The 21,216-nt window shown below is 67.5% G+C and carries 17 protein-coding genes and 2 pseudogenes; 11 read left to right on the top strand and 8 right to left on the bottom strand.

Annotation, left to right across the window (positions count from 1 at the left end; genetic code table 11):
* The first annotated feature begins 356 nt into the window (after positions 1-356).
* Together ILT43_RS13335 and ILT43_RS13330 are read left to right on the top strand one after the other, a co-directional pair.
* Positions 357-623: a hypothetical protein gene (locus tag ILT43_RS13335; RefSeq protein WP_204199449.1), complete on the top strand. Its 267-nt coding sequence runs from the start codon at positions 357-359 to the stop codon at positions 621-623.
* 83 nt (positions 624-706) lie between these two features.
* The gene (locus ILT43_RS13330) at positions 707-2,017 is read left to right on the top strand and encodes a methyltransferase family protein (protein ID WP_204199448.1); all 1,311 of its coding nucleotides are present in this window, start codon (positions 707-709) and stop codon (positions 2,015-2,017) included.
* Here ILT43_RS13330 and ILT43_RS13325 read toward each other — a convergent pair.
* The 3 genes from ILT43_RS13325 to ILT43_RS13315 form a co-directional block, all read right to left on the bottom strand.
* Entirely contained in the window at positions 1,960-3,357 is a 1,398-nt protein-coding gene (locus ILT43_RS13325; RefSeq protein ID WP_204199447.1) for a glutamate--cysteine ligase, read from the bottom strand. The genes ILT43_RS13330 and ILT43_RS13325 overlap by 58 nt on opposite strands.
* A gap of 262 nt (positions 3,358-3,619) precedes the next feature.
* Positions 3,620-4,360 carry a 16S rRNA (uracil(1498)-N(3))-methyltransferase gene (locus ILT43_RS13320; RefSeq protein WP_211534528.1) on the bottom strand — a complete coding sequence of 247 codons (741 nt, stop codon included), beginning with the start codon at positions 4,358-4,360 and terminating at the stop codon, positions 3,620-3,622.
* Positions 4,360-4,518, bottom strand: coding sequence for a hypothetical protein (locus ILT43_RS13315; RefSeq protein ID WP_204199445.1), 159 nt, complete (start codon positions 4,516-4,518; stop codon positions 4,360-4,362). Before ILT43_RS13315 ends, ILT43_RS13320 begins: the two co-directional genes overlap by 1 nt.
* 201 nt (positions 4,519-4,719) lie before the next feature.
* Between ILT43_RS13315 and ILT43_RS13310 the strand changes: the two genes are divergently transcribed.
* The 5 genes from ILT43_RS13310 (at position 4,720) to ILT43_RS13290 (ending at position 9,018) form a co-directional block, all read left to right on the top strand.
* Positions 4,720-5,223, top strand: coding sequence for a PEPxxWA-CTERM sorting domain-containing protein (locus ILT43_RS13310; RefSeq protein ID WP_204199444.1), 504 nt, complete (start codon positions 4,720-4,722; stop codon positions 5,221-5,223).
* Positions 5,224-5,343: 120 nt separating this feature from the next.
* Positions 5,344-6,261, top strand: a complete 918-nt coding sequence (gene ubiA, locus ILT43_RS13305; protein WP_204199443.1) for a 4-hydroxybenzoate octaprenyltransferase — start codon at positions 5,344-5,346, stop codon at positions 6,259-6,261.
* Between the two features lie 203 nt (positions 6,262-6,464).
* Positions 6,465-7,814, top strand: a complete 1,350-nt coding sequence (locus ILT43_RS13300; protein ID WP_204199442.1) for a TldD/PmbA family protein — start codon at positions 6,465-6,467, stop codon at positions 7,812-7,814.
* Entirely contained in the window at positions 7,807-8,592 is a 786-nt protein-coding gene (locus ILT43_RS13295) for a 3'(2'),5'-bisphosphate nucleotidase CysQ (RefSeq protein ID WP_318293491.1), read from the top strand. The genes ILT43_RS13300 and ILT43_RS13295 overlap by 8 nt, the downstream gene beginning before the upstream one ends.
* Before the next feature lie 111 nt (positions 8,593-8,703).
* Positions 8,704-9,018 carry a PilZ domain-containing protein gene (locus ILT43_RS13290; protein WP_204199441.1) on the top strand — a complete coding sequence of 105 codons (315 nt, stop codon included), beginning with the start codon at positions 8,704-8,706 and terminating at the stop codon, positions 9,016-9,018.
* 18 nt (positions 9,019-9,036) lie between these two features.
* Here ILT43_RS13290 and ILT43_RS13285 read toward each other — a convergent pair whose 3' ends face one another.
* Both ILT43_RS13285 and ILT43_RS13280 read right to left on the bottom strand, forming a co-directional pair.
* Positions 9,037-9,747: a hypothetical protein gene (locus ILT43_RS13285; protein ID WP_204199440.1), complete on the bottom strand. Its 711-nt coding sequence runs from the start codon at positions 9,745-9,747 to the stop codon at positions 9,037-9,039.
* Positions 9,748-9,750: 3 nt separating this feature from the next.
* Positions 9,751-10,959, bottom strand: a complete 1,209-nt coding sequence (locus ILT43_RS13280; RefSeq protein WP_204199439.1) for a toxic anion resistance protein — start codon at positions 10,957-10,959, stop codon at positions 9,751-9,753.
* A 170-nt stretch (positions 10,960-11,129) separates the two neighbouring features.
* On the opposite strand from ILT43_RS13280, the gene typA reads away from it, so the two are divergent.
* Complete coding sequence (gene typA, locus ILT43_RS13275) at positions 11,130-12,974, top strand: translational GTPase TypA (RefSeq protein WP_204199438.1); 1,845 nt, start codon at positions 11,130-11,132, stop codon at positions 12,972-12,974.
* A 307-nt stretch (positions 12,975-13,281) separates the two neighbouring features.
* Here the strand turns inward: typA and ILT43_RS19900 are convergent.
* The 3 genes and pseudogenes from ILT43_RS19900 to ILT43_RS13265 all read right to left on the bottom strand — a co-directional run.
* Positions 13,282-13,401: pseudogene (locus ILT43_RS19900) on the bottom strand (PEPxxWA-CTERM sorting domain-containing protein); the annotation flags it as partial.
* Between the two features lie 63 nt (positions 13,402-13,464).
* Positions 13,465-14,406: pseudogene (locus tag ILT43_RS13270) on the bottom strand (NF038122 family metalloprotease); the annotation flags it as partial.
* Between the two features lie 225 nt (positions 14,407-14,631).
* On the bottom strand, positions 14,632-15,063 hold the full coding sequence (locus tag ILT43_RS13265; protein WP_204199437.1) for a DUF2147 domain-containing protein: 432 nt from the start codon (positions 15,061-15,063) through the stop codon (positions 14,632-14,634).
* A gap of 79 nt (positions 15,064-15,142) precedes the next feature.
* On the opposite strand from ILT43_RS13265, the gene ILT43_RS13260 reads away from it, so the two are divergent.
* The 3 genes from ILT43_RS13260 to glgB all read left to right on the top strand — a co-directional run bounded on the left by ILT43_RS13260 (position 15,143) and on the right by glgB (position 21,184).
* Positions 15,143-16,468 carry an Nramp family divalent metal transporter gene (locus tag ILT43_RS13260; RefSeq protein ID WP_204199436.1) on the top strand — a complete coding sequence of 442 codons (1,326 nt, stop codon included), beginning with the start codon at positions 15,143-15,145 and terminating at the stop codon, positions 16,466-16,468.
* 121 nt (positions 16,469-16,589) lie between these two features.
* Complete coding sequence (locus ILT43_RS13255) at positions 16,590-19,022, top strand: glycogen/starch/alpha-glucan phosphorylase (protein WP_204199435.1); 2,433 nt, start codon at positions 16,590-16,592, stop codon at positions 19,020-19,022.
* Positions 19,019-21,184 carry a 1,4-alpha-glucan branching protein GlgB gene (gene glgB, locus ILT43_RS13250; protein WP_204199434.1) on the top strand — a complete coding sequence of 722 codons (2,166 nt, stop codon included), beginning with the start codon at positions 19,019-19,021 and terminating at the stop codon, positions 21,182-21,184. The genes ILT43_RS13255 and glgB overlap by 4 nt, the downstream gene beginning before the upstream one ends.
* Positions 21,185-21,216: the final 32 nt, after the last annotated feature.

Here is a 21,216-nt window from a genome sequence, read left to right as displayed (position 1 = left end):
CGCTCGTCCCGCCGGCAGCGCCGGTGGCCAGGGCGGTGGCCGCGGTCGCGGCGGCGCAGGACGCGGCGGCGCGGGTCGTCCCGCCGGCGCCTCGACGCAGGGCCGGTAAGACACGGGCGGGTAAATCACACGACCGCCAGAACAAAGGCGCCGCGACCCACCGTCGCGGCGCCTTTTCTTTTGCGCCCTGCCCCTTCTGGCCCCCTCCCCTGCAAGGGAGGGCTGGGGAGCCTTGGCGGCATCGCTCGCGGAGAGAACCAACTCTCCCCAAGGGGGCGAATACAATCCCAATATCCGGGAAACCAAGTGCTTCCCGCCCGTTACCCCGTCACGAACACAGTGACCGGGACCGAGACATGGACATCTCCATCATCCCCATCGCCGAACGCATCGCCCGCGTCCTGACCGCGCAGCGGATCAGCGCCAACGCCGCTGGCGACGAAGAATCCGCCGCCGCGACGATCGATGCGAACTGGCAAGACCACCTCCCTGACGCCCTCGCCGTCCTCCGCACCCTCCGCGAACCCGACGAAGCCATGGCCGCCGCCGGCGACGTCGCGATCTGGGAACGCATGGTCCTCACCGCCATCGACCACGCCACCACCCCGCGGGTTGTGCTGTAGCTTCCCGTCATGCCGGGCTCGCCCCGGCGTGACGGCCGCACCCTTAACTCCCCCCTAACCATTCCCGCGCTAATCCCGCGCCCATGTACCACGACCCAGCGCTCGCCGCCGCCACCCGCGTGACGCGTCCGCCTTCCGCCGTCTCCGGCGGTGCCGGGTTTGCCGGGTTTGCGGGCCTCGCGAGCTGGACGCTGGTCGCGCGCGCCAATTTCCTCGACGGGCCCTATTCGGCACTGGTCGGGCTTGCCGCCTGCGCGTTGGCGATGATCGCCTGGTCGCTGCTCGTCGACCGGGTCCACCGCTCCGCCACGACGGGCCTCGACTGGCAGAACCCGCAGCCGCTCAGATGCACGCTCGACATCAGCCTCACCAAGCTCGCCGGATACTGGCTCACCTGGGGGGGGATCGCCGTCGTCTACGCCACCGGCCGCTTCTACTGGCAGGGCAATTTCGAATTCGCGATGTGGTGCTTCCTGTGGGGGGCACCGGCGCTGTTCGCGTTGTCGATCCCGTACGTCCTGTGGATCGACCGCCATATGGTCGAACCACGCGACGGCGCTTGGCACCTCGGCGCATGGCTGACCGGCCAGTCCGGTGTCGATCGCGGCGCGATACATAACCACCTCCTGAGCTGGGGCGTGAAGGCGTTCTTCCTCCCCTTCATGCTTGGCGGCGTTCCCTCCGGCTTCGGAGCGTTCGTCCGCGCCGACCTCGCCGGGGCACTCGCGCATCCGGTTGCGCTGACGCAGATGCTGATCGGCGCGATGTTCCTGATCGACATGGGCATCGCCACCGTCGGCTATGTCCTGACCTTCCGCCCGCTCGACGCGCATATCCGCAGCGCCAACCCGTTCGCGGCCGCGTGGATGCCCGCGCTGATCTGCTATCCGCCCTTCATCCTGATGCTCGACGGCGGGCCGTTCGACTATCATCAGGGCACCGCCCAATGGGATTACTGGCTGGGCGACCACCCCCTCCTGCTCGCGGCGTTCGGGGCGGTGCTGGTGGGCCTCACCGCGACCTACGCGTGGGCGACGCTGGCATTCGGGCCGCGTTTCTCCAACCTCACGCATCGCGGCATCCTGACGCACGGGCCCTATGCGTGGACGAAGCACCCTGCCTACTGGTCGAAGAACCTGTTCTGGTGGCTGTCGGTCTTACCGTGGTTCACGACCGGCTCCCCCGTCGACGCGATCCGCGCCACGCTGACGCTGGGTGCGGTCAGCGGCGTCTATTACTGGCGCGCGAAGACGGAGGAACGCCACCTCCGCCGCGATCCGGCCTATGTCGCGTACAGCGACTGGATCACCCGGCACGGCCCGATCGCGCGCGTCCGTCAGAAGCTCTCTTCGGCGTACACGCGCGAGATATCACCACCCCACGCGCCCTCGTAACGCTCCAGCAGCATCTCGGCCGGCACCTTCCCGCGCCGCACGATCTCGCGCAGCGGATCGAGGAAACCCGTTTCGTCGTCGCCCGCCGCGTTGGTCCGCGCCCGCGCCGCCAGCCCGCGATGCGCGATCTCCAGCACCTCCGCGGCCACGTCGCGCAGCTTGCCGCCACCCGGCAGCGGCGCATCCAGGGCCAGCTTCGGCACCGCATCGCGCAGGCTCTGGCGATCCTCGATCGACCAGTCCTTCACCAGATCCCACGCGGCATCGAGAGCTTGGCTGTCGTACAGCAACCCGACCCACAGGGCCGGCAGCGCGCAGATGCGGTTCCACGGCCCGCCATCCGCTCCGCGCATCTCCAGGAACGTCTTCAGCCGCACTTCGGGAAACGCCGTCGACAAATGGTCGGTCCAGTCGTCCAGCGTCGGCTTCTCGCCGGGCAGAACCGATAACTCACCCTTCAGAAAGTCGCGGAACGACAGTCCTGCGGCGTCGATATAGCGCCCCTTGCGGTAGACGAAGTACATCGGCACATCGAGCATGTACTCGGCGTACCGCTCATACCCGAACCCGTCCTCGAACACGAAGGGCAGCATGCCGGTCCGCGCCGGATCGGTGTCCGACCAGATATGGCTGCGGTACGACAGCATCCCGTTCGGCTTGCCTTCCGTGAACGGAGAGTTCGCGAACAGCGCGGTGGCGAGCGGTTGCAGCGCCAGCCCGACGCGGAACTTCTGTACCATGTCCGCCTCGGTGGCGTAGTCGAGATTCACCTGGATCGTGCAGGTGCGCAGCATCATGTCGAGGCCCATTGACCCGACCCGCGGCATGTGCTGCCGCATGATCCCGTAGCGTCCCTTGGGCATCACGGGCAGGTCGGCGCGCGCCTTGTCCGGCCACATGCCCAGCCCCAGAAACCCGACTCCGAGCCGGTCGCCGGCGTCCTTCACCTGCCGCAGGTGTCGGCCCGTCTCCGCACAGGTCTGATGCAGGTTCTCCAGCGGCGCACCCGACAGCTCGAACTGCCCCGCCGGCTCCAGACTGACGCTGCCGTCCGCGCCCGACAGGGCGATGACGTTCTTGCGACCGTCCGGCCCCAGCTCCTCGACCGGCACCCAGCCATGCTCGGTCAGCGCCATCAACAGGTCGCGGATGCCGCCCTTCTCGTCATAGGACGGCGCGTGATGATCGCTCGTGGCATAGACGAACTTCTCGTGCTCGGTCCCGATCCGCCACCGCTCCGCCGGCTTCTCCCCGCGCGCGAAGCTGGCGATCAACTGATCGCGCGATTCGATGATGGGGGATGCCTTCGCAGTCGCAGGCGCATCGGTCTTGGTCGTCATGTCGCGCCTCTACGCGCGCACGGACGGGTGCGCCAGATGGATTGGAGGCAGGCGCGGGGTACGGATCGTTGGTGCCGCGCGGCGTCCTGCCGATCCGGCCAGAGCAACGCCCCTGTCCTACATGGCCTTTTTCAGCGACAGTCGCATCGCTGTTTGACACCGTGGACCCTCACTGGCGCCGTAAACGCGCGGCGAAGGAGAAGCCGCGACTGGCGAAGTGGAGAAACCCGTCCGACGCCTCCACTTCCTCCACTTCGGTTCTCTACCAATCCCCGGCCGCCGCCATCCACAGCGCCACCGCCGCCGCCGCCGCGGTGTCGGCTCGCAGGATGCGGGGGCCGAGCGTCACGCCGACCGTCGCCGGGCAGGCGCGGATCGCCGCGCGTTCGTCCTCGTCGAAGCCCCCCTCCGGCCCGATCAGGATCGCGCCCGCGCCGGACCGCGCGCGCATCGCCGCCAGCGCCGGCTCGCCGCCGACCTCGTCCGCGAAGAACAGCGCGCGGTCCTCCGGCCAGTCGCGCAGCAGCGCCATGAGCTTCACCGGCTCCGCAACCTGCGGCAGGGCGGTGCGCCCGCATTGCTCCGCCGCCTCGATCATGTGCGTGCGCAGCCGTTCGGTATTGGGCTTGTCGACCACCGTCCGTCGCGTGACGACGGGCACGTAACGGTCGACGCCCAGCTCGCACGCCTTTTCCGCCATCCAGTCGACACGGTTCTTCTTCAGCGGCGCGGCGCACAGCCACAGGTCGGGCACCGCCTCCCGCTCCGCCAGCCGCTCCTGCACGTCGAGCATCAGGTCGCGCTTGCCGACCGATGTCGCCACCGCCAGCCATTCGCCGGTGCGGTCGTCGAACAGCTTGACCGGGTCGCCCGGCTTCATCCGCATCACGGAGCCGAGATAATGCGCCGCCGGTCCGTCGACGCGCCGCGCGCCCGCCATCAGTACCTCGTCCACGAACAGCCGCGGCGTCGATCGCGGCGGCCAGGCCGGCGTCGCCGCCATCACCGCTTCCTCTTCCAGATGCGCCGCCCGATCACCCACGCCGCGGCCATCCCCAGCACGCTCAGGATCGCGATGCCGGCGACGACGCCCGCGACGCGGAAGATCGCCCAGAACAGCGCCTCCACGAAGCGCCCGACCGCGACGGACAAACCGATCATGCGGGCTCAATCATGAGAAGGTACGCCGAACCATTCGCCGGGGATAGCGCCAGCGCCACGCGCGGCAACCCCGCATGCCGTGTTGCTGCACCGCGACGTAAATTGATGAACGGCTGTTCATCTCGCTTGACGTCATAACGGCGCCGCCGCCATCCTGTCGCCGACGCTGCGGATTTGCGCGTTCCCGATCAAGGAGTTCCGATGAAGACCCTGCTCGCCACCGCTCTCGCTGCCGCCATGCTGACGGCCACCCATGCCAGCGCCGAACTCTACAATTTCACGCTGTCGGGCGACTACACCGCGAGCTTCTCGGTCGACTCCAGCCCGATCCCGGACGAGTTCATCCCTAGCCTCGGCTTCGTCCTGTACGGTATTCCCGTCACCGGTACCGACACCGGCATCTTCGATCTCGGCTTCTTCGAGGGCGGTCTCGGTGGCGGGATGAGCATCATCGATCCTGCCACCTTCGACGCGGTCTTCGTCGCCGACGGACCGCAGCTTTTCAGCGGCACCGTGGCTGCGCCGACCTTCCTGACCGGCAGTTTCGCGCTGACCGAATATCAGGGCACCGGCCGCTACACCCTGACCATCGCCTCCGCCGCCGGCGCGGTACCGGAACCCGCAAGCTGGGCGCTGATGATCGCCGGTATGGGCTTGGCGGGCGGCAGCCTGCGTCGTCGTTCGCTGAAGCTGAGCTTCGGCTGAAGTCCCCACCTTCGTCATGCCGGGCTTGTCCCGGTATGACGGAGGGAGGTCGACGTGACCTCCCAAAACCCGCAAGTCCCCCGCCTTCCTCCCCGCCGATCCTTGCGGCATAGGGCGGCCATGCCCGACACGCCGCACCAGATCGTCCCCGACAGCGAACATCGCGGCCTCGTCGCCCGCCTGCCGCCGACGCCGCGCGGCCTTGCACTGCTGGCGCGATTCGACCGGCCGATCGGCTGGTGGCTGCTGTTCTGGCCCGGCGCGTGGGGTGTCGCGCTGGCGGGCGGCACCGCCGCGCGGTGGGACCTGATCGCGTGGATCCTGCTCGGCAGCATCGCGATGCGCGGCGCGGGCTGCGTCTACAACGACATCGTCGACCGCGATCTCGACGCGCAGGTCGCGCGCACCGCCGCCCGGCCGATCCCCGCCGGCCTGATCTCCGTCAAGGCCGCTTGGGTGTGGCTCGTCGTGCTCAGCCTCGTCGGGCTGGTGGTGCTGCTGCAACTCCACACGCTCGCGGCGGTCGTCGCGCTCGCCAGCCTCGCGCCCGTCGCCGCCTATCCCTTCATGAAGCGCATCACTTGGTGGCCGCAGGCATGGCTCGGCCTCGTGTTCAGCTGGGCGCTGCTGGTCGGGTGGACAGAGACCGCTGGCGACCTGTCGGCACCGATGTGGTGGCTCTACGCCGGGTCGATCGCGTGGGTGATCGGCTACGACACGATCTATGCGGTGCAGGACCGGGAGGACGATGCGCTGATCGGCGTTCGCTCCTCGGCGCTGGCGCTCGGCGGCCATGTCCGGGGCGGCGTCGCGGCATTCTATGTCGCCGCGGTGGTGTTGTGGGGCATGGCGCTGTGGAGCGTCCGCCCCGACCCGCTCGCGCCGCTCGCGCTGCTGCCCGCGGCACTGCATCTCGGCTGGCAGGCGACAACGCTGCGTCCAGACGACGGCGCCGGCGCCCTCGCCCGCTTCCGCGCCAACCGCTTCACCGGGCTGCTGGTGTTCCTCGCCTGCGCGGTGGTGGGATCGACGGTATAAACACCTGTCCTACACGCCCGCCCTGTGAGACACCCGGCGGGCTGTTTCTCATGACGACGACCCGATGCCCGTTACCCCAATGACAGCCGGGGTGACGGAGGAGGCCACAAGCCGCATTGGACTAACCTTAGCCTAACCTTCCGCGCCGCAACCGCCCAAATCCGCCCCTAGCATCCGCCGCCCCACCCCCCTAAGTCTGGGCCATGCTCACCACCGATCAGGCGCGCGACCGCGCCGCCGACATCGTCGCCCGCGCCCGGACGGCCGGGGCCGACGCCGCCGATGCCGTCTTCGCCGCCGACGCGGCGCTGGAAGTCTCCGTCCGCCTCGGCAAGCTGGAGGATGTCGGCCGCTCCGAAAGCGCCGAACTCGGCCTGCGGGTGTTCGTCGGCCGCCGCTCCGCCAGCGTCTCCACGTCCGACCTGACGCCGGACTCGATGCAGACGCTCGTCGAACGCGCCGTCGCGATGGCTCGCGAAGCGCCCGAGGACGAATGGGCCGGCCTCGCCCCCGCCGAACGCCTGCTCCACGGCGCACCGCCGCTGCTCGATCTGGCTGACCACGACGATCCTGCGCCGGAGCGCCTCCGTGACCTCGCCCTCGCCGCGGAGGAAGCGGCCCGCGCGGTTCCCGGCGTCACCAATTCGGAGGGCGGCGGCGCCAGCGGCTCGCGCAGCGTCTGGGCGCTCGCGACATCCACGGGCTTCGCGGGGTCCTATGCCGCCACCGGCTACGGCCTGTCCGCCAGCGTGCTGGCCGGCGATGCCGCCGCCGGGATGCAGCGCGACTACGCCCATCACGGTGCCCGTCACCTCCGCCACCTCGACGCTCCCGACGCGATCGGTCGGGAGGCGGGGGAGCGTGCTGTCGCGCGCCTCAACCCCGGCCGCCTTGCCAGCGGCGCGATGCCGGTCGTCTTCGATCCGCGCGTCGGATCGTCGCTGCTCGGCCACCTGCTCGGCGCGATCGGCGGGTCTTCGATCACCCGCCGCACCAGCTTCCTGCTCGACGCTCTGGGCACCCGCATCCTGCCGCACGGCTTGTCGGTCCGCGACGATCCGCACCGCCCGCACGGCCTGCGCTCGCGTCCGTTCGACGGCGAGGGTTTGCCCGTCTCTCCGACGGCGATCGTCGAAGACGGCGTGCTCGAGACCTGGCTGCTCGACTCCGCCTCGGCCCGCCAACTGGGGCTGGAGCCGACCGGCCACGCCAGCCGCGGCATCGGCGGCGGACCCGGCGTGACGACCAGCAACACCTATCTCGACGGCGGCAAGCTGCCCGTCGAGACGCTGATCGGCGACATCGCCGACGGCGTGTACGTGACCGAATTGATCGGTCAGGGCGTCAACGGCGTCACCGGCGACTATAGCCGCGGCGCGGCGGGTTTCCGCATCGTCGGCGGTGCAATCGCCGGCCCGGTGGCGGAGTTCACGATCGCCGGCAACCTGAAGGACATGTACGCGAACCTGACGGCGGCCAACGACCTGAAGTTCCGCTACGGCACCAACGTCCCGACGCTGCGCGTGGACGGCATGACGGTCGCGAGTGGCTGAACCCGACACCACCGACCTCTTCCCCGCCGTCGCGGAGACCGTCGCCGCGGCGGGTCAGATGGCGCTCGCCCGCTGGCGCACCGATTTCCGCCGCTGGGAAAAGGAGCCGGGCAGTCCGGTGTGCGAGGTCGACCTGGACGTCGACCGCATGCTCATGGCGCGTCTGTCCGCGCTGCTGCCCGACGCCGGCTGGCTGTCGGAGGAGACGGCGGATGCCCCCGACCGCCTGAGCCGCCGCCGCGTCTGGGTGGTCGATCCGATCGACGGCACCCGCGACTATATCCGCGGTCGCGAGGGCTGGGCGGTGTCGGTGGCCCTGGTCGAGGACGGCCGCCCGGTGCTGGCGGTGCTCGACGCGCCCGCGCGCAAGGAACGCTGGTCCGCGACGCTCGGCCGCGGGGCGTGGCGCAATGGCGTTCGGCTGGCGGCGGGCGATCGCGCCGACCTGGCCGGCGCGCGCGTGCCGGCCGATGCCTTGCCCCGGTCGGACCGCGACTTCGTGGCGGTTCACAAGCCCAACTCGATCGCGCTGCGCATGGCGATGGTGGCCGCCGATGAAGCCGATCTTGTTGCGACGCTGCGCTGGGGGAATGAATGGGACATCGCCGCCGCCGCGCTGATCGCAACGGAGGCCGGCGCCGCCATCAGCGACGCACACGGTGCGCCGCTGGTCTTCAACAAGCCACGACCGCAGGCGTTCGGCGTCCTGGTGTCCGCACCTCACCTCCACGCCGCCGCCGTGGCCCGTCTGGAGGCCCGCGCCGCCGCCGCCGGCTGAACGTTACGTAGATCGCACAGGATCTTGCTGGTTTCCGGACAGGATAGGTCGCTTGGTAAGCCGATATTGACCATTTCGGTTCATTACGCGTCATCGGTCAGGAGACACCCCGTGGCGACACAGCCCATCGAAGATCATCGCCCCGACGGGCGCAAGAGCACCCGCCATTCGCTGAACATCAAGGGCAGCGCCCGCATTGCGGTCGGCATCGACATCATCGACGCTTCCGCCAGCGGCGTGAAGGCGCGCCTGTCGGTACCGCTGCCGATCGGCACGCTCATCAACATCGGCCTGCCCGGCAACAACAAGCGCCACGCCCGCGTCGTGTGGAGCGAGGGCGACATCACCGGCTGCGAATTCGTCCAGCCGCTCGACAGCTACGACCTCATGATGATGCTGGACGGTCCGAAGGCGCAGAACGACTAAAGGCATCGGCCGGGACGCTCAGCCCGTCTCGTCCCCGTCCTTGTACTTCATCTCCAGAAAACGCCCGCGCGTCTGGAGGTTGTCGAGGTCGCCTTGCGCCAGTCGCGCGGTCATGTCGGCGATCTCGCGCTCGATCAGTTGCAGGCCGGCGACCAGCTCGGCGTCCGGTGTCCGGCCATTCCGCTCGACGGTGCGCAGCGTGTCCGGCACCCGCGCATAGTCGTTGACGAAGGCCGGCAATTGCTCGCCGACCAGCCGCCGGACCTCGAACGCTTCTTCCGTCTGCGGCTCGATCCGCGCCAGTTGCGGCGACAGCGTGTCCAGCCGCTCGCCGATCCGATCGACCAGCACCTGCGCCGGCCGCGGCAGTGCCCCGCGTTGCGCGCCCAGCCAGCGCTCGGTCTGCGCGGGCAGCGCGCGGATATCGACCGTCTTCAGCTTCTCCGGCGGCGGCGCGGCACGCTGGCCGGGCACGAAGGACAGGAACAGCACCGCGGCGACCATCACTGCCATCACCAGCACCGCGCCCATGATGCCGAGCGGCGCGACCAATCCCCACAGCGTTGCCGCGACGAGTATCGCGACGATCGCGCCGGCGATCCACGTCAGCCGCTTGGCGATGCTCGCGGTCCGCCGGCTTCGGGCGCGCGTCGGCACGCCGTCACCGGTGTCGCTGATCCGCGCCCAGCTGGACCGCGCGGCGGAGATGGCGTCGTCGACGTCGCTCATCGGTTATAGGCTCTCCAGCCGGTACTGGTTCGTCGGGGCGGAGATCGCCCCTTGGCTCGCCCCCTCGGCGCGGGCGATATAGCCGCGCGACTTCTCGACCTCGTTGCCCAGCGTGGTGACGGTGGTCTTCATCGAATCGAGCGCCTTCAGCTTGAACGTGTCGATCGCATCCATCGTGTCGTAGATGTTCTGGAACGCGCGTTGCAGCGTCTCCAGCGGGATCGTGGAGGCGGCGGCCTGTTCGTGGATCTGCGCGGTCTGGCTCTTGAGCAACTTGCCGGTCGAATCGATGATGTTCGCCGTCGTCGTGTTCAGCTGCGTGATCTGCTCCAGCACCAGCTTCTGGTTGGTCAGCGCCTGCGCCACCGTCACCGCGGTGCGCAGCGCCGCGACCGTCGTGGTGCTGGCGCGGTCGACGCCCTTCACCAGCTCGACATTGTTCTTCTTGACCAGATCGAGCGCCAGATACCCCTGCACCGTCACCGCCATCTGCGTCAGCAGGTCCTGCGTCCGCTGCCGCGTGTAGAACAACGCCGTTTCGCGGATCGCCTTCGCCTTGGCAGGATCTGTGTGATCCAGCTCGTTCGCCTTGTCCTCCAGCTTGGCGTCCATCGCCTGCGACAGATGGATCATCTGCTCCAGCCGACCCATCGCGTTCCACAGATTGGCGCGCTCAGTATCGATCGCCGCGTTGTCCATCAGCAGCTCGTCCTTGCCACTGGCGAGGCTCTTCAGGATCGAGCTGATATGCGTTTGCGATGATTTATAACCGTCGAAGTAGTTGCGCATCTTGCTGCCGAAGGGGATGATCCCGAACAACTTCTGCGGCGCGGTCAGGTTGCCCTTCTTGCCGGGATCGAGGTCCTCGACGACGCGGCGAAGCTCGGCCAGATCCTTGCCGACGCCCGTCTCCTGATCCATCGCGCGGACCGGGCGGTCGAGGAAGCGGTTCGACTGGCCGGCCGCCTCGCGAATCTCCTTCGCGCCCATCGCGGTGATCGCGTCGACGCGCTTGCCGAATTCCGGGCTGTTGACGTCCTGCGCGACCAGATCGGTCACGAAACTGTCGACCCGCGTCTCCAGCTCTGACTTCTTGGTGTCGTCCACCGGCACCAGCCCCGCCGCCTTGGCCGGCGCGACCGTCGGCACCGGATCGGGCGGCGTCAGCACCAGCTCTTTTTCAGCGGTGATCGTCTCGGTCGTGGTCGCCATGCGTCTTGTCCTCGGATGCGAGCGGCAATGTGGCCGGGCCGGTGCTGCCGCGCAAGCGTATTAGCGGAATAATACGCACAGCCGATCCGCCCCGCAATGCCTGCCCTTCCCGCGGCGCACCATTTCGGCTATGGGGCGCGCAACTTCGCTCCAGACATCCAGGATTCCCCATGAGCCTCCGCAACGTGGCGATCATCGCGCACGTCGACCACGGCAAGACTACGCTCGTCGACCAGCTCTTCCGCCAGTCGGGCACCTTCCGCGACAACCAGCGCGTCGAGGAGCGCGCGATGGACTCCAACGACCTCGAGAAGGAGCGCGGGATCACGATCCTCGCGAAGCCGACCTCGGTCGACTGGACGCCGCCGGGCGCCAGCGAGAGCATCCGCATCAACATCGTCGACACGCCCGGCCACGCCGACTTCGGCGGTGAAGTCGAGCGCATCCTGTCGATGGTCGACGGCGTCGTCCTGCTGGTCGATTCGTCGGAGGGCGCGATGCCGCAGACGAAGTTCGTGACCGGCAAGGCGCTGGCGCTCGGCCTGAAGCCGATCGTCGTCGTCAACAAGGTCGACCGTCCCGACGCCCGCATTCAGGAAGTGCTGGACGAGGTGTTCGACCTGTTCGTGTCGCTCGACGCCAATGACGAGCAGCTCGACTTCCCCGTGCTCTACGCCTCGGGTCGCAACGGTTACGCCTCGACCGACATGGACGCGCGCGAAGGCACGCTGATCCCGATGTTCGAGACGATCGTGTCGCACGTCCCCGCCCCCAAGGTGGAGGTCGAGGACGTTCCCTTCACCTTCCTCGTCACGCTGCTCGACCGCGACAACTTCCTCGGCCGCGTGCTGACCGGCCGGGTCAATTCCGGCACGGTGAAGACCAATCAGGCGATCCACGCGCTGGATAACGACGGCAACATCGTCGAGACCGGCCGCGCGTCGAAGATCATGTCGTTCCGCGGGCTGGAGCGCGTGCCGGTGGACGAGGCGAAGGCGGGCGACATCATCTCGCTGGCCGGCCTGTCGATCGCGACCGTCGCCAACACGATCGCCGACGTGACCGTCACCGAGCCGCTGCACGCACAGCCGATCGATCCGCCGACGCTGTCGATGCGCTTCGCGGTGAACGATTCGCCGATGGCGGGCCGCGAGGGCACCAAGGTGACGTCGCGGATGATCCGCGATCGCCTGTTCCGCGAAGCCGAGTCCAACGTCGCCGTGAAGGTGACCGAGGCCGCCGACCGCGACAGCTACGAAGTGGCGGGCCGCGGCGAGCTTCAGCTGGGCGTGCTGATCGAGACGATGCGCCGCGAAGGCTTCGAGCTGGGCATCAGCCGCCCGCGCGTGCTGTTCGGCGAGGACGAGAACGGCAAGAAGACCGAGCCGTACGAGACCGTCATCATCGACGTGGACGACGAATATTCCGGCACGGTCGTCGAGAAGATGAACCTGCGCAAGGCGGAGATGACGGACATGCGCCCGTCCACCGGCGGCAAGACGCGCATCACCTTCTCCGCGCCCTCGCGCGGCATGATCGGCTATCACGGCGAGTTCCTGTCGGACACGCGCGGTACCGGCATCATGAACCGGCTGTTCGAGAAGTACGGCCCGCACAAGGGCCAGATCGAGGGCCGCAAGAACGGCGTCCTGATCTCCAACGGTGCCGGTGAGGCCAATTCCTACGCGCTGGGGCCGCTGGAGGAGCGCGGCATCCTGTTCGTGGGGCATGGCGAGGCGCTGTACGAGGGCATGATCGTCGGCGAGAACGCCAAGCCGGACGACCTCGAAGTCAACCCGATGAAGACCAAGGCGCTGACCAACTTCCGCGCCTCGGGCGGCAAGGACGATCAGGTGCGCCTGACGCCGCCCAAGCGCGCGACGCTGGAGCAGGCGATCGCCTATATCGACGACGACGAGATGGTCGAGGTGACGCCGAAGTCGATCCGGCTGCGCAAGCGCCACCTCGACGCCAACGAGCGCAAGAAGGCCAGCCGCGCGAAGCTGGTCGCCTGATCGGTCGGTCCTCGCCCCCGAACCGGGGCGGGGACCGCCGGAAGGTTAGGCTAAGGTTAGTCCAATGCGGCGTTTCGACGGACGCTGCACGTGGTCGGGATCCGGCGGTTCAAAGAGCGTTCGTCACAGGCCGCGACCTTATGTCGAAACGCGTCGTGTAGGACAGGGCGATCGTCGCCCCTTCGCCCTGACGACAGGTTATCGCGCTGATATCGAAGCCAAGAAAAAAGGGAGTCGGACACCACGTCCGGCTCCCTTTTCTGTCCTGAAAGGCCGGCGGACCCGGAGGCCCGCCGAACTCGGTCGATCAGGCCCTCGCCGTCGCGAAGCGGACCGAGGTGCGGCGACGGCGCATCGCGCCACCGACCAGGCCCATGCCGCCGATCATCATCGCCCAGGTCGTCGGCTCCGGCACCAGCCCGAATGCCGCGCCGGTGGTGAAGGTGTAGCCTGGGGTCGCCAGCACATCGACGTTCACGTTCCAGCCGATCGCATCCAGCAATGCCAGATCGAGCGCCTCGACCTGATCTTCCAGACCGGAGCAGATGTACGGGTTCATGATGCCTAGGAAATCGCCGCACGACTGCGCCGGCTCCTTCCAGTGCGACGCCTGCCAGCCATCGCCGAAGTTCGAACCGGTCGACCAGTAGCCGCCCATGAACGCCGTGTCCCCGCCATCGAGCGAGAAGTAGGAGTCGGTTCCGAACGTCCAGTCGAGCTTGCCCGGCGCCGAATAGCGGAACATGTCGGCACCGTAGCCCCACCAGTAATCATCGACCGGGAACCCGCCACCGACCGAAGCGTCGAAATCCTCGACGCCGCTCAGGAACCCGAGCGCATGGCCGAGTTCGTGGATCGCCACGCCGATGAAGTCATAGGTGCCGGCCGAAATACCGTCGGTCGGATCGAAGTCGAAGTCGAAGGTGCTGGAGAACTGGATCTCGCCGTCGATGACGTTGGAACCGAACTGTGCATCGAAGGCCGCCGAGTCGTTGTACAGCGCCTTCAGGTTCGCGGTGGACAGGGCGATCGTGCTGCTGATCGGCGTTCCGTCCGGCGCGAAGCGCTGGGTGGTCGCCGACACGCCGGTTTCGGTCAGGGCGTTGTCATAACCCGGCACCGTGACCGCGACGCTGCCCGTGGCGCTGAGCGGAGCGAGGTTGGCGACCGCCTGCCTGTCCAGCGCGCTCGTGGAGGATGCCGACAGCAGATCGTAATAGTCGGAGATCGGAACGAAGGTCTGCAGCGTGCTGCGCGTGCCGCCGAGGATGTTCGGGCCGAGCGGCGAGAAGCCGACTTCGAAGTTCAGGACCGCGTCGTTGTTGAGAACCGTCTCCCAATACCGGGCCGCGGCGGCGAAGCCGCGTGCGGCGGGCGATCCGGCGACACCGCCGATATCGATGAGATTGATGGTCGTAGCCGACGCCGGCATCGCCGCGACAAGACTGGTCGCGCCCAGCATCACAGCGCTTACGCGCTTCAACGCATTCTTCATGGTGATCTCCCCGAGATTGCTTTGACTCTGTCCGACTCTTGCCGGTCCGGTCGAGGAGCATCATGACGATCAAGGGATGACGGTCAAGCCATGTTCATCTTTTATTAAGGGTCCGCACCGGCCGAAAACCATTCGTTCCCAAGGCGAAACCCACGGGCGACGTCATCCCTTCACGGGTGTCCAGCGTTGCGTTCGGCAGAAGAAGGCGATGCAGCCCTGAACCTTCAGCGTTCCATCGCTCTCGCGTTTCAGGATCGATTTGTACGTCTTGCCGGATTTGGGATCGTAAATCTTGCCGCGCCAGTCGTCGCCCTTGTCGGCGAAGCCGGACAGGATCACCAATCCCTCCAGCGGGCGGCGGCGCAATGCGGGATCGGGGTTGTTGGAGTCGACCGGCGGCCCCGATGGAGGCTGCTTCAACAGCGTCGTCAGGCGACCGCACACGTTGGAGCCGCAGGGGCCGACCGTGACGATCGCGGTCTTTTCCTCGGTCATCCACCTCCCGGCGATCGGCGTCGCAGCATCGGCGGAAGCGGCGGCAAAGCCGGCGGCGAACAGGGCGGCGGGTGCGAGCGCGGTCAGGATTTTCTGCATCGGTGCAATCGATGTCCTGCATGCCGCGTTAATGCAAGTCGCTTGCCGCGACGGCCCGCCTGCGCCACCTGTAGCTGCCATGCCGCCACCCTCCGCCACCGACGCCCTGCCCCAGGGCGAGTTCCGATCGCTGTCGGAAAGCCATCGCAGCGTCGTCCTGCCCGCCGGCGCAGGCGCATTCCGCCGCTTCCTCGCCTTTGCCGGCCCCGGCTATCTGGTCGCGGTCGGCTATATGGACCCCGGCAACTGGGCGACCGACATCGCCGGTGGATCGGCGTTCGGCTATACCCTGCTCAGCGTCATCCTGCTGTCCAACCTGATGGCGATCGTATTGCAGGCGCTGTCGGCGCGCCTCGGCGTGGCATCGGGCATGGATCTCGCGCAGGCGTGCCGCGCCAACTACTCGAAGCCGGTCAGCATCGCGCTGTGGGTGCTGTGCGAGATTGCGATCATCGCCTGCGATCTGGCGGAGGTGCTGGGCACCGCGATCGCGCTGAAACTGCTGTTCGGACTGCCGCTGACGTGGGGCGTGCTCGTCACCGCGGTCGACGTGTTCCTGATCCTCGCGCTGCAACGCTTCGGATTCCGGCGGCTGGAGGCGTTCGTCATCGCCCTGTTGTGCATCATCGCCGGCTGTTTCGTGTTCGAGCTGTTCCTGGCCCGACCCGATCCGGGTGCGATCATGCGCGGGCTGGTGCCGACGCCGGCAATCCTGACCAATCCGGCGATGCTGTACATCGCGATCGGCATCCTCGGCGCGACGGTGATGCCGCACAATCTGTACCTGCACTCGTCGATCGTCCAGACGCGGGCGTTCGGCACCGGTTCGGCGGACAAGCGCGAGGCCGCCAAGATGGCGACGATCGACAGCACGGTCGCGCTGGGGCTGGCGTTCTTCATCAACGCGGCGATCCTGATCCTCGCCGCCGCGACCTTCCACACCGCCGGTCGCACCGACGTGGCGGAAATCGACGAGGCCTATCGCCTGCTCGCGCCGTCGCTGGGCATGGGCGCGGCCAGCATCGTCTTCGCGGTCGCGCTGCTCGCGTCGGGCCAGAACTCGACCGTCACCGGCACGCTGGCGGGACAAATTGTCATGGAGGGATTCCTCCACCTGCGCCTGCCGACCTGGGCACGCCGCCTCGTCACCCGCGCGCTGGCGATCGTGCCGGCGGTGCTGGTGGTGGGCGCGAGCGGCGATGCCGGCGCGACGCAGCTGCTGGTGCTCAGTCAGGTGATCCTGAGCCTGCAACTGCCGTTCGCGGTGGTGCCGCTGGTGATGTTCACGGGACGGCCCGCGGTAATGGGCGACCTCGTCAGCCCGGCGTGGCTGCGAGGACTGGCGTGGGTCATCACCGCGATCATCATCGGGCTGAACGGAACGCTGCTGTACGGGATGCTGTGAGCTCCTTTGCTCTTGTGCGGAGGACCTCCAGGGAGGATCGATCGTCCACATACGTATGATCGCGTGACATCCGCGCGCCGCCCACTATCGCTGATCCGGATCAATCACCCCGGAGCATCCCTTGGCCACTCTGCTGTCTCCTGCCGCCGACAAGCCGGTGCTGACGCCGCTCGCCGCGCAGATCCTCGACACGCTCGTTCACCGCATCGGCAAGGACGAAAAGGCCGCACGCCCGCATGACTGGCTGGCCGCGACGATCTTCACCGTCCGCAACGACATCATCGAAAAGTGGATGGATTCCACGCGCGAAGCCCATGCCAAGGGCGCCAAGCGCGTCTATTATCTCAGCCTGGAATTCCTGATCGGGCGGCTGCTCCGCGACGCCTTGTCCAACCTGAACCAGACGCACGATATCGCCGGCGCCCTGAAGTCGCTCGGCGTCGACCTCGCCACGATCGAGGAGATCGAACCCGACGCGGCGCTCGGCAATGGCGGTCTCGGCCGGCTGGCGGCGTGCTTCATGGAAAGCCTCGCGAGCCTCGACCTGCCGGCCTATGGCTATGGCATCCGCTATGTGAACGGCATGTTCCGGCAGCGGATCGACGATGGCTTCCAGGTAGAACTGCCCGAGAACTGGCTGCAATACGGCAATCCGTGGGAGTTCGAACGGCGCGAGAGCGCGTATTTCATCGGCTTCGGCGGCGAGGTCGTCGGCACCGAGACGGGCCACGTCCACTGGAAGGCGGCGGAGGGCGTCGAGGCGACCGCCGTCGACACGCCGATGGTCGGTTGGCGCGGCAAGCGGGTCAACACGCTGCGCCTGTGGACCGCGCGCGCGTTCGATCCGATCAAGCTCGACCAGTTCAATGCCGGCGATTTCGAGGGGGCTTTGGCGGGTCAAACCCGCGCCGAGACGCTGACGCGCGTGCTGTATCCGAACGATTCCACCGCCGCCGGGCAGGAGCTGCGGTTGCGGCAGGAGTATTTCTTCTCCTCCGCCTCGATTCAGGACATCGTCCGCCGGCACATCCAGTATACCGGCGACATCCGCACGCTGCCCGACAAGGCGGCGATCCAGCTTAACGACACGCACCCGGCGGTCGCGGTGGCGGAGTTGATGCGGCTGCTGGTCGATTTCCACGATCTCGGCTTCGACGAGGCGTGGGACATCACCCGCGCGACGTTCGGTTACACCAACCACACGCTGCTGCCCGAGGCACTGGAAAGCTGGCCCCTGCCGCTGTTCGAGCGGTTGCTGCCCCGGCACATGCAGCTGGTCTATGCGATCAACGCGAAGCTGCTGCGAGAGGCGAAGGCGAAGGGCGTCGACGATCGCGCGATCGCCGCGATCAGCCTGATCGCGGAAGGTGGCGAGCGGCGCGTGCGGATGGCCAATCTGGCGTTCGCGGGATCGCACAGCATCAACGGCGTCGCGGCGCTGCACACCGACCTGATGAAGAAGACGGTCTTCGCCGACCTGCACGCGCTGTATCCGGACCGGATCAACAACAAGACCAACGGCATCACCCCGCGCCGCTGGCTGCAACAGGCGAACCCCGGCCTGACCGCGCTGATCCGGGAGGCGATCGGCGACGATTTCCTCGACGATGCGGAAAAGCTGTCGGCGCTCGACCCGTTTGCCGACGATGCCGGCTTCCGCAGCAGGTTCGCCAGCGTGAAGCGCGCCAACAAGGTCGCGCTGGCGCAGCATCTGAAGGAGCTGATGGGCATCCGCATCGATCCCGACGCGATGTACGACGTCCAGATCAAGCGCATTCACGAGTATAAGCGCCAGTTGCTCAACATCGTCGAGACGGTGGCGCTGTACGACCAGATCCGCAGCCATCCGGAGCGCGACTGGGTGCCGCGCGTGAAACTGTTCGGCGGCAAGGCGGCGTCGAGCTACCACAACGCGAAGCTCATCATCAAACTGGCGAACGACGTGGCGCGGCGGATCAACGCGGACCCGGCGATCGGTGGCCTGTTGAAGGTCGCGTTCGTGCCCAATTACAACGTGTCGCTGGCGGAGAAGATCATCCCCGCCGCCGACCTTTCGGAGCAGATCAGCACCGCGGGCATGGAAGCGTCCGGCACCGGCAACATGAAGTTCGCGCTGAACGGCGCGCTGACGATCGGCACGCTAGACGGTGCGAATGTCGAGATTCGCGACCGTGTCGGCGACGACAACATCGTCATCTTCGGCCTGACCGCGGACGAGGTCGCGGAGCAACGCGCCCGCGGCTACGACCCGCGCGCCGCGATCGACGCCTCGCCGGAACTGTCGCAGGCGCTGTCCGGGATCGCGTCGGGCGTCTTCTCCCCCGACGATCCCGACCGGTACAAGGGACTGGTCGGCGGGCTTTACGACGGCGACTGGTTCATGCTCGCCGCCGATTTCGACGCCTATGCCGCCGCGCAGCGCCAGGTCGATGCGCGGTGGCAGAACCATGAAGGATGGAACGCAGCGGCGATAAGGAACGTCGCGCGCGTCGGATGGTTCTCGTCGGACCGCACCATCCGCGAATACGCGAAGGACATCTGGGGAGTCCTGTGAAACCATCGAGTGACGCTATCGCCGCCCTGCTGGAAGGGCGTCACGACGACCCCTTCTCCCTTCTCGGTGTCTTCCCCGGCCCCGACGGGAGCTTCGCGCGCACCTGGATTCCCGGAGCGGAGACGGCAGAGGCCTTCGACCTCGCGGGTGAGAGCCTGGGGCAACTGACGCCGGTCGGTGACGACCTGTTCGAGGGAGCGGTGACGGGCGACCCGCAGCCGGTCCGCTACAAGGCGCAGGGGTTCGGCGCGGAGTGGTGGGTCGGCGACCCGTACAGCTACGGTCCCGTCCTCGGCCCCACCGACGACTATCTGATGGGCGAGGGTACGCACCACCGCCTGTGGAACAAGATGGGCGCGCACCTGATCGAGCATCAGGGCGCGACCGGCATGCACTTCGCGGTATGGGCCCCGAACGCACGGCGCGTCTCCGTGGTCGGCGATTTCAACGGCTGGGACGGACGCCGCCACGTCATGCGCCGCCGCGCCGATGTCGGCGTGTGGGAAATCTTCCTGCCAGATCTTCCCGCCGGCCAGAGCTACAAGTTCGAAATCATCGGCCCGCACGGCGAGATGGTGCCGCAAAAGGCGGACCCGTTCGCCTTCGCTGCCGAACTCCGCCCGAAAACCGCCTCGGTCACCACCGGCGGGTTCACGCACGAATGGCAGGACGACGGCCACCGCCAGCATTGGGCCTCCGTCGATCCCCGCCGTCAGCCGATCTCGATCTACGAGGTTCATGCCGGGTCCTGGGAAAAGGACGCGAACGGCTGGTATCTGACGTGGGACGCGCTGGCAGACCGCCTGATCCCGTACGTCGTCGACATGGGCTTCACCCATATCGAATTCCTGCCGATCACCGAGCATCCCTATGATCCGTCTTGGGGCTACCAGACGACGGGCCTTTATGCTCCGTCCGCCCGGTTCGGCGATCACGAAGGGTTCGCGCGGTTCGTCGACGGGGCGCATCAGGCGGGCGTCGGCGTGCTGCTCGACTGGGTGCCGGCGCATTTCCCGACCGACGTGCACGGGCTGTCGCGGTTCGACGGCACTGCGCTCTACGAGCATGAGGACCCGCGGCTCGGCTATCATCCCGACTGGAACACCGCGATCTACAATTTCGGGCGGCGCGAAGTGTCGTCCTACCTCGTCAACAACGCGCTGTTCTGGGCCGAGCGCTATCACCTCGACGGGTTGCGCGTCGATGCGGTGGCATCGATGCTGTACCGCGATTACAGCCGCCAGGCGGGCGAGTGGATTCCCAACGAAGAGGGTGGCCGCGAGAATTGGGAAGCGGTGGAGTTCCTCCGTTCGATGAACCGCGCGGTCTACCGCGAGCATCCCGGCATCTTCACCGTCGCCGAGGAATCGACGTCATGGCCCGGCGTGTCCGAACCCGCGCCACCACCGGGCGAGCGTAATGGCGGGCTGGGCTTTGGATTTAAGTGGAACATGGGATGGATGCACGACACGCTCCATTACATGGCGCGGGAGCCGGTGCATCGGCGGCACCACCACGGCGAGATCACCTTCGGGCTGGTCTACAGCTTCTCCGAAAATTTCGTCCTGCCGCTGAGTCATGACGAGGTCGTCCACGGCAAGGGGTCGCTGCTGGCGAAGATGCCGGGCGACGACTGGCAGCAATTCGCCAATCTGCGCCTCTATTACGCGTTCATGTGGGGCTATCCGGGCAAGAAGCTGCTGTTCATGGGGCAGGAGTTCGCCCAGCGCGCCGAGTGGTCGGAAGAGCGCGGCCTCGACTGGCATCTGCGCTCCAGCCACGCGCATGACGGGGTTCGCAAGCTGGTCCGCGACCTGAACCACATCTACGCGGCAAAACCGGCGCTTCACGCTCGTGATTGCGAACCGGAGGGGTTCGAGTGGCTGGTGGCGGACGACAGCGTCAACTCCGTCTTCGCATGGCTGCGCAAGGCGCCGGGCGAGAAGCCGGTCGCGGTCATCACCAACATGACGCCGGTGGCGCGCGCGCCGTATCGCCTGCCCCTGCCGCACGACGGCCGCTGGACCGAAGTCCTGAATTCCGACGCGCATGACTATTGGGGTTCGGGTCTGGGCAATATGGGCGGTGTCGAGGCGAAGGACGGCGTCGCGTGGGTAACGCTGCCGCCGCTCGCCACGATCATGCTGGAGTTCGAGGGGTAATTGCACCGGGCGCCGGCGGGATGGGCCGGGGC

The sequence above is a fragment of the Sphingomonas longa genome (assembly GCF_016892685.1).
Lineage (GTDB): Bacteria > Pseudomonadota > Alphaproteobacteria > Sphingomonadales > Sphingomonadaceae > Sphingomonas > Sphingomonas longa.
Note: the sequence above shows the minus strand (reverse complement) of the source record. Positions and strands in the feature narration are given on the sequence as shown.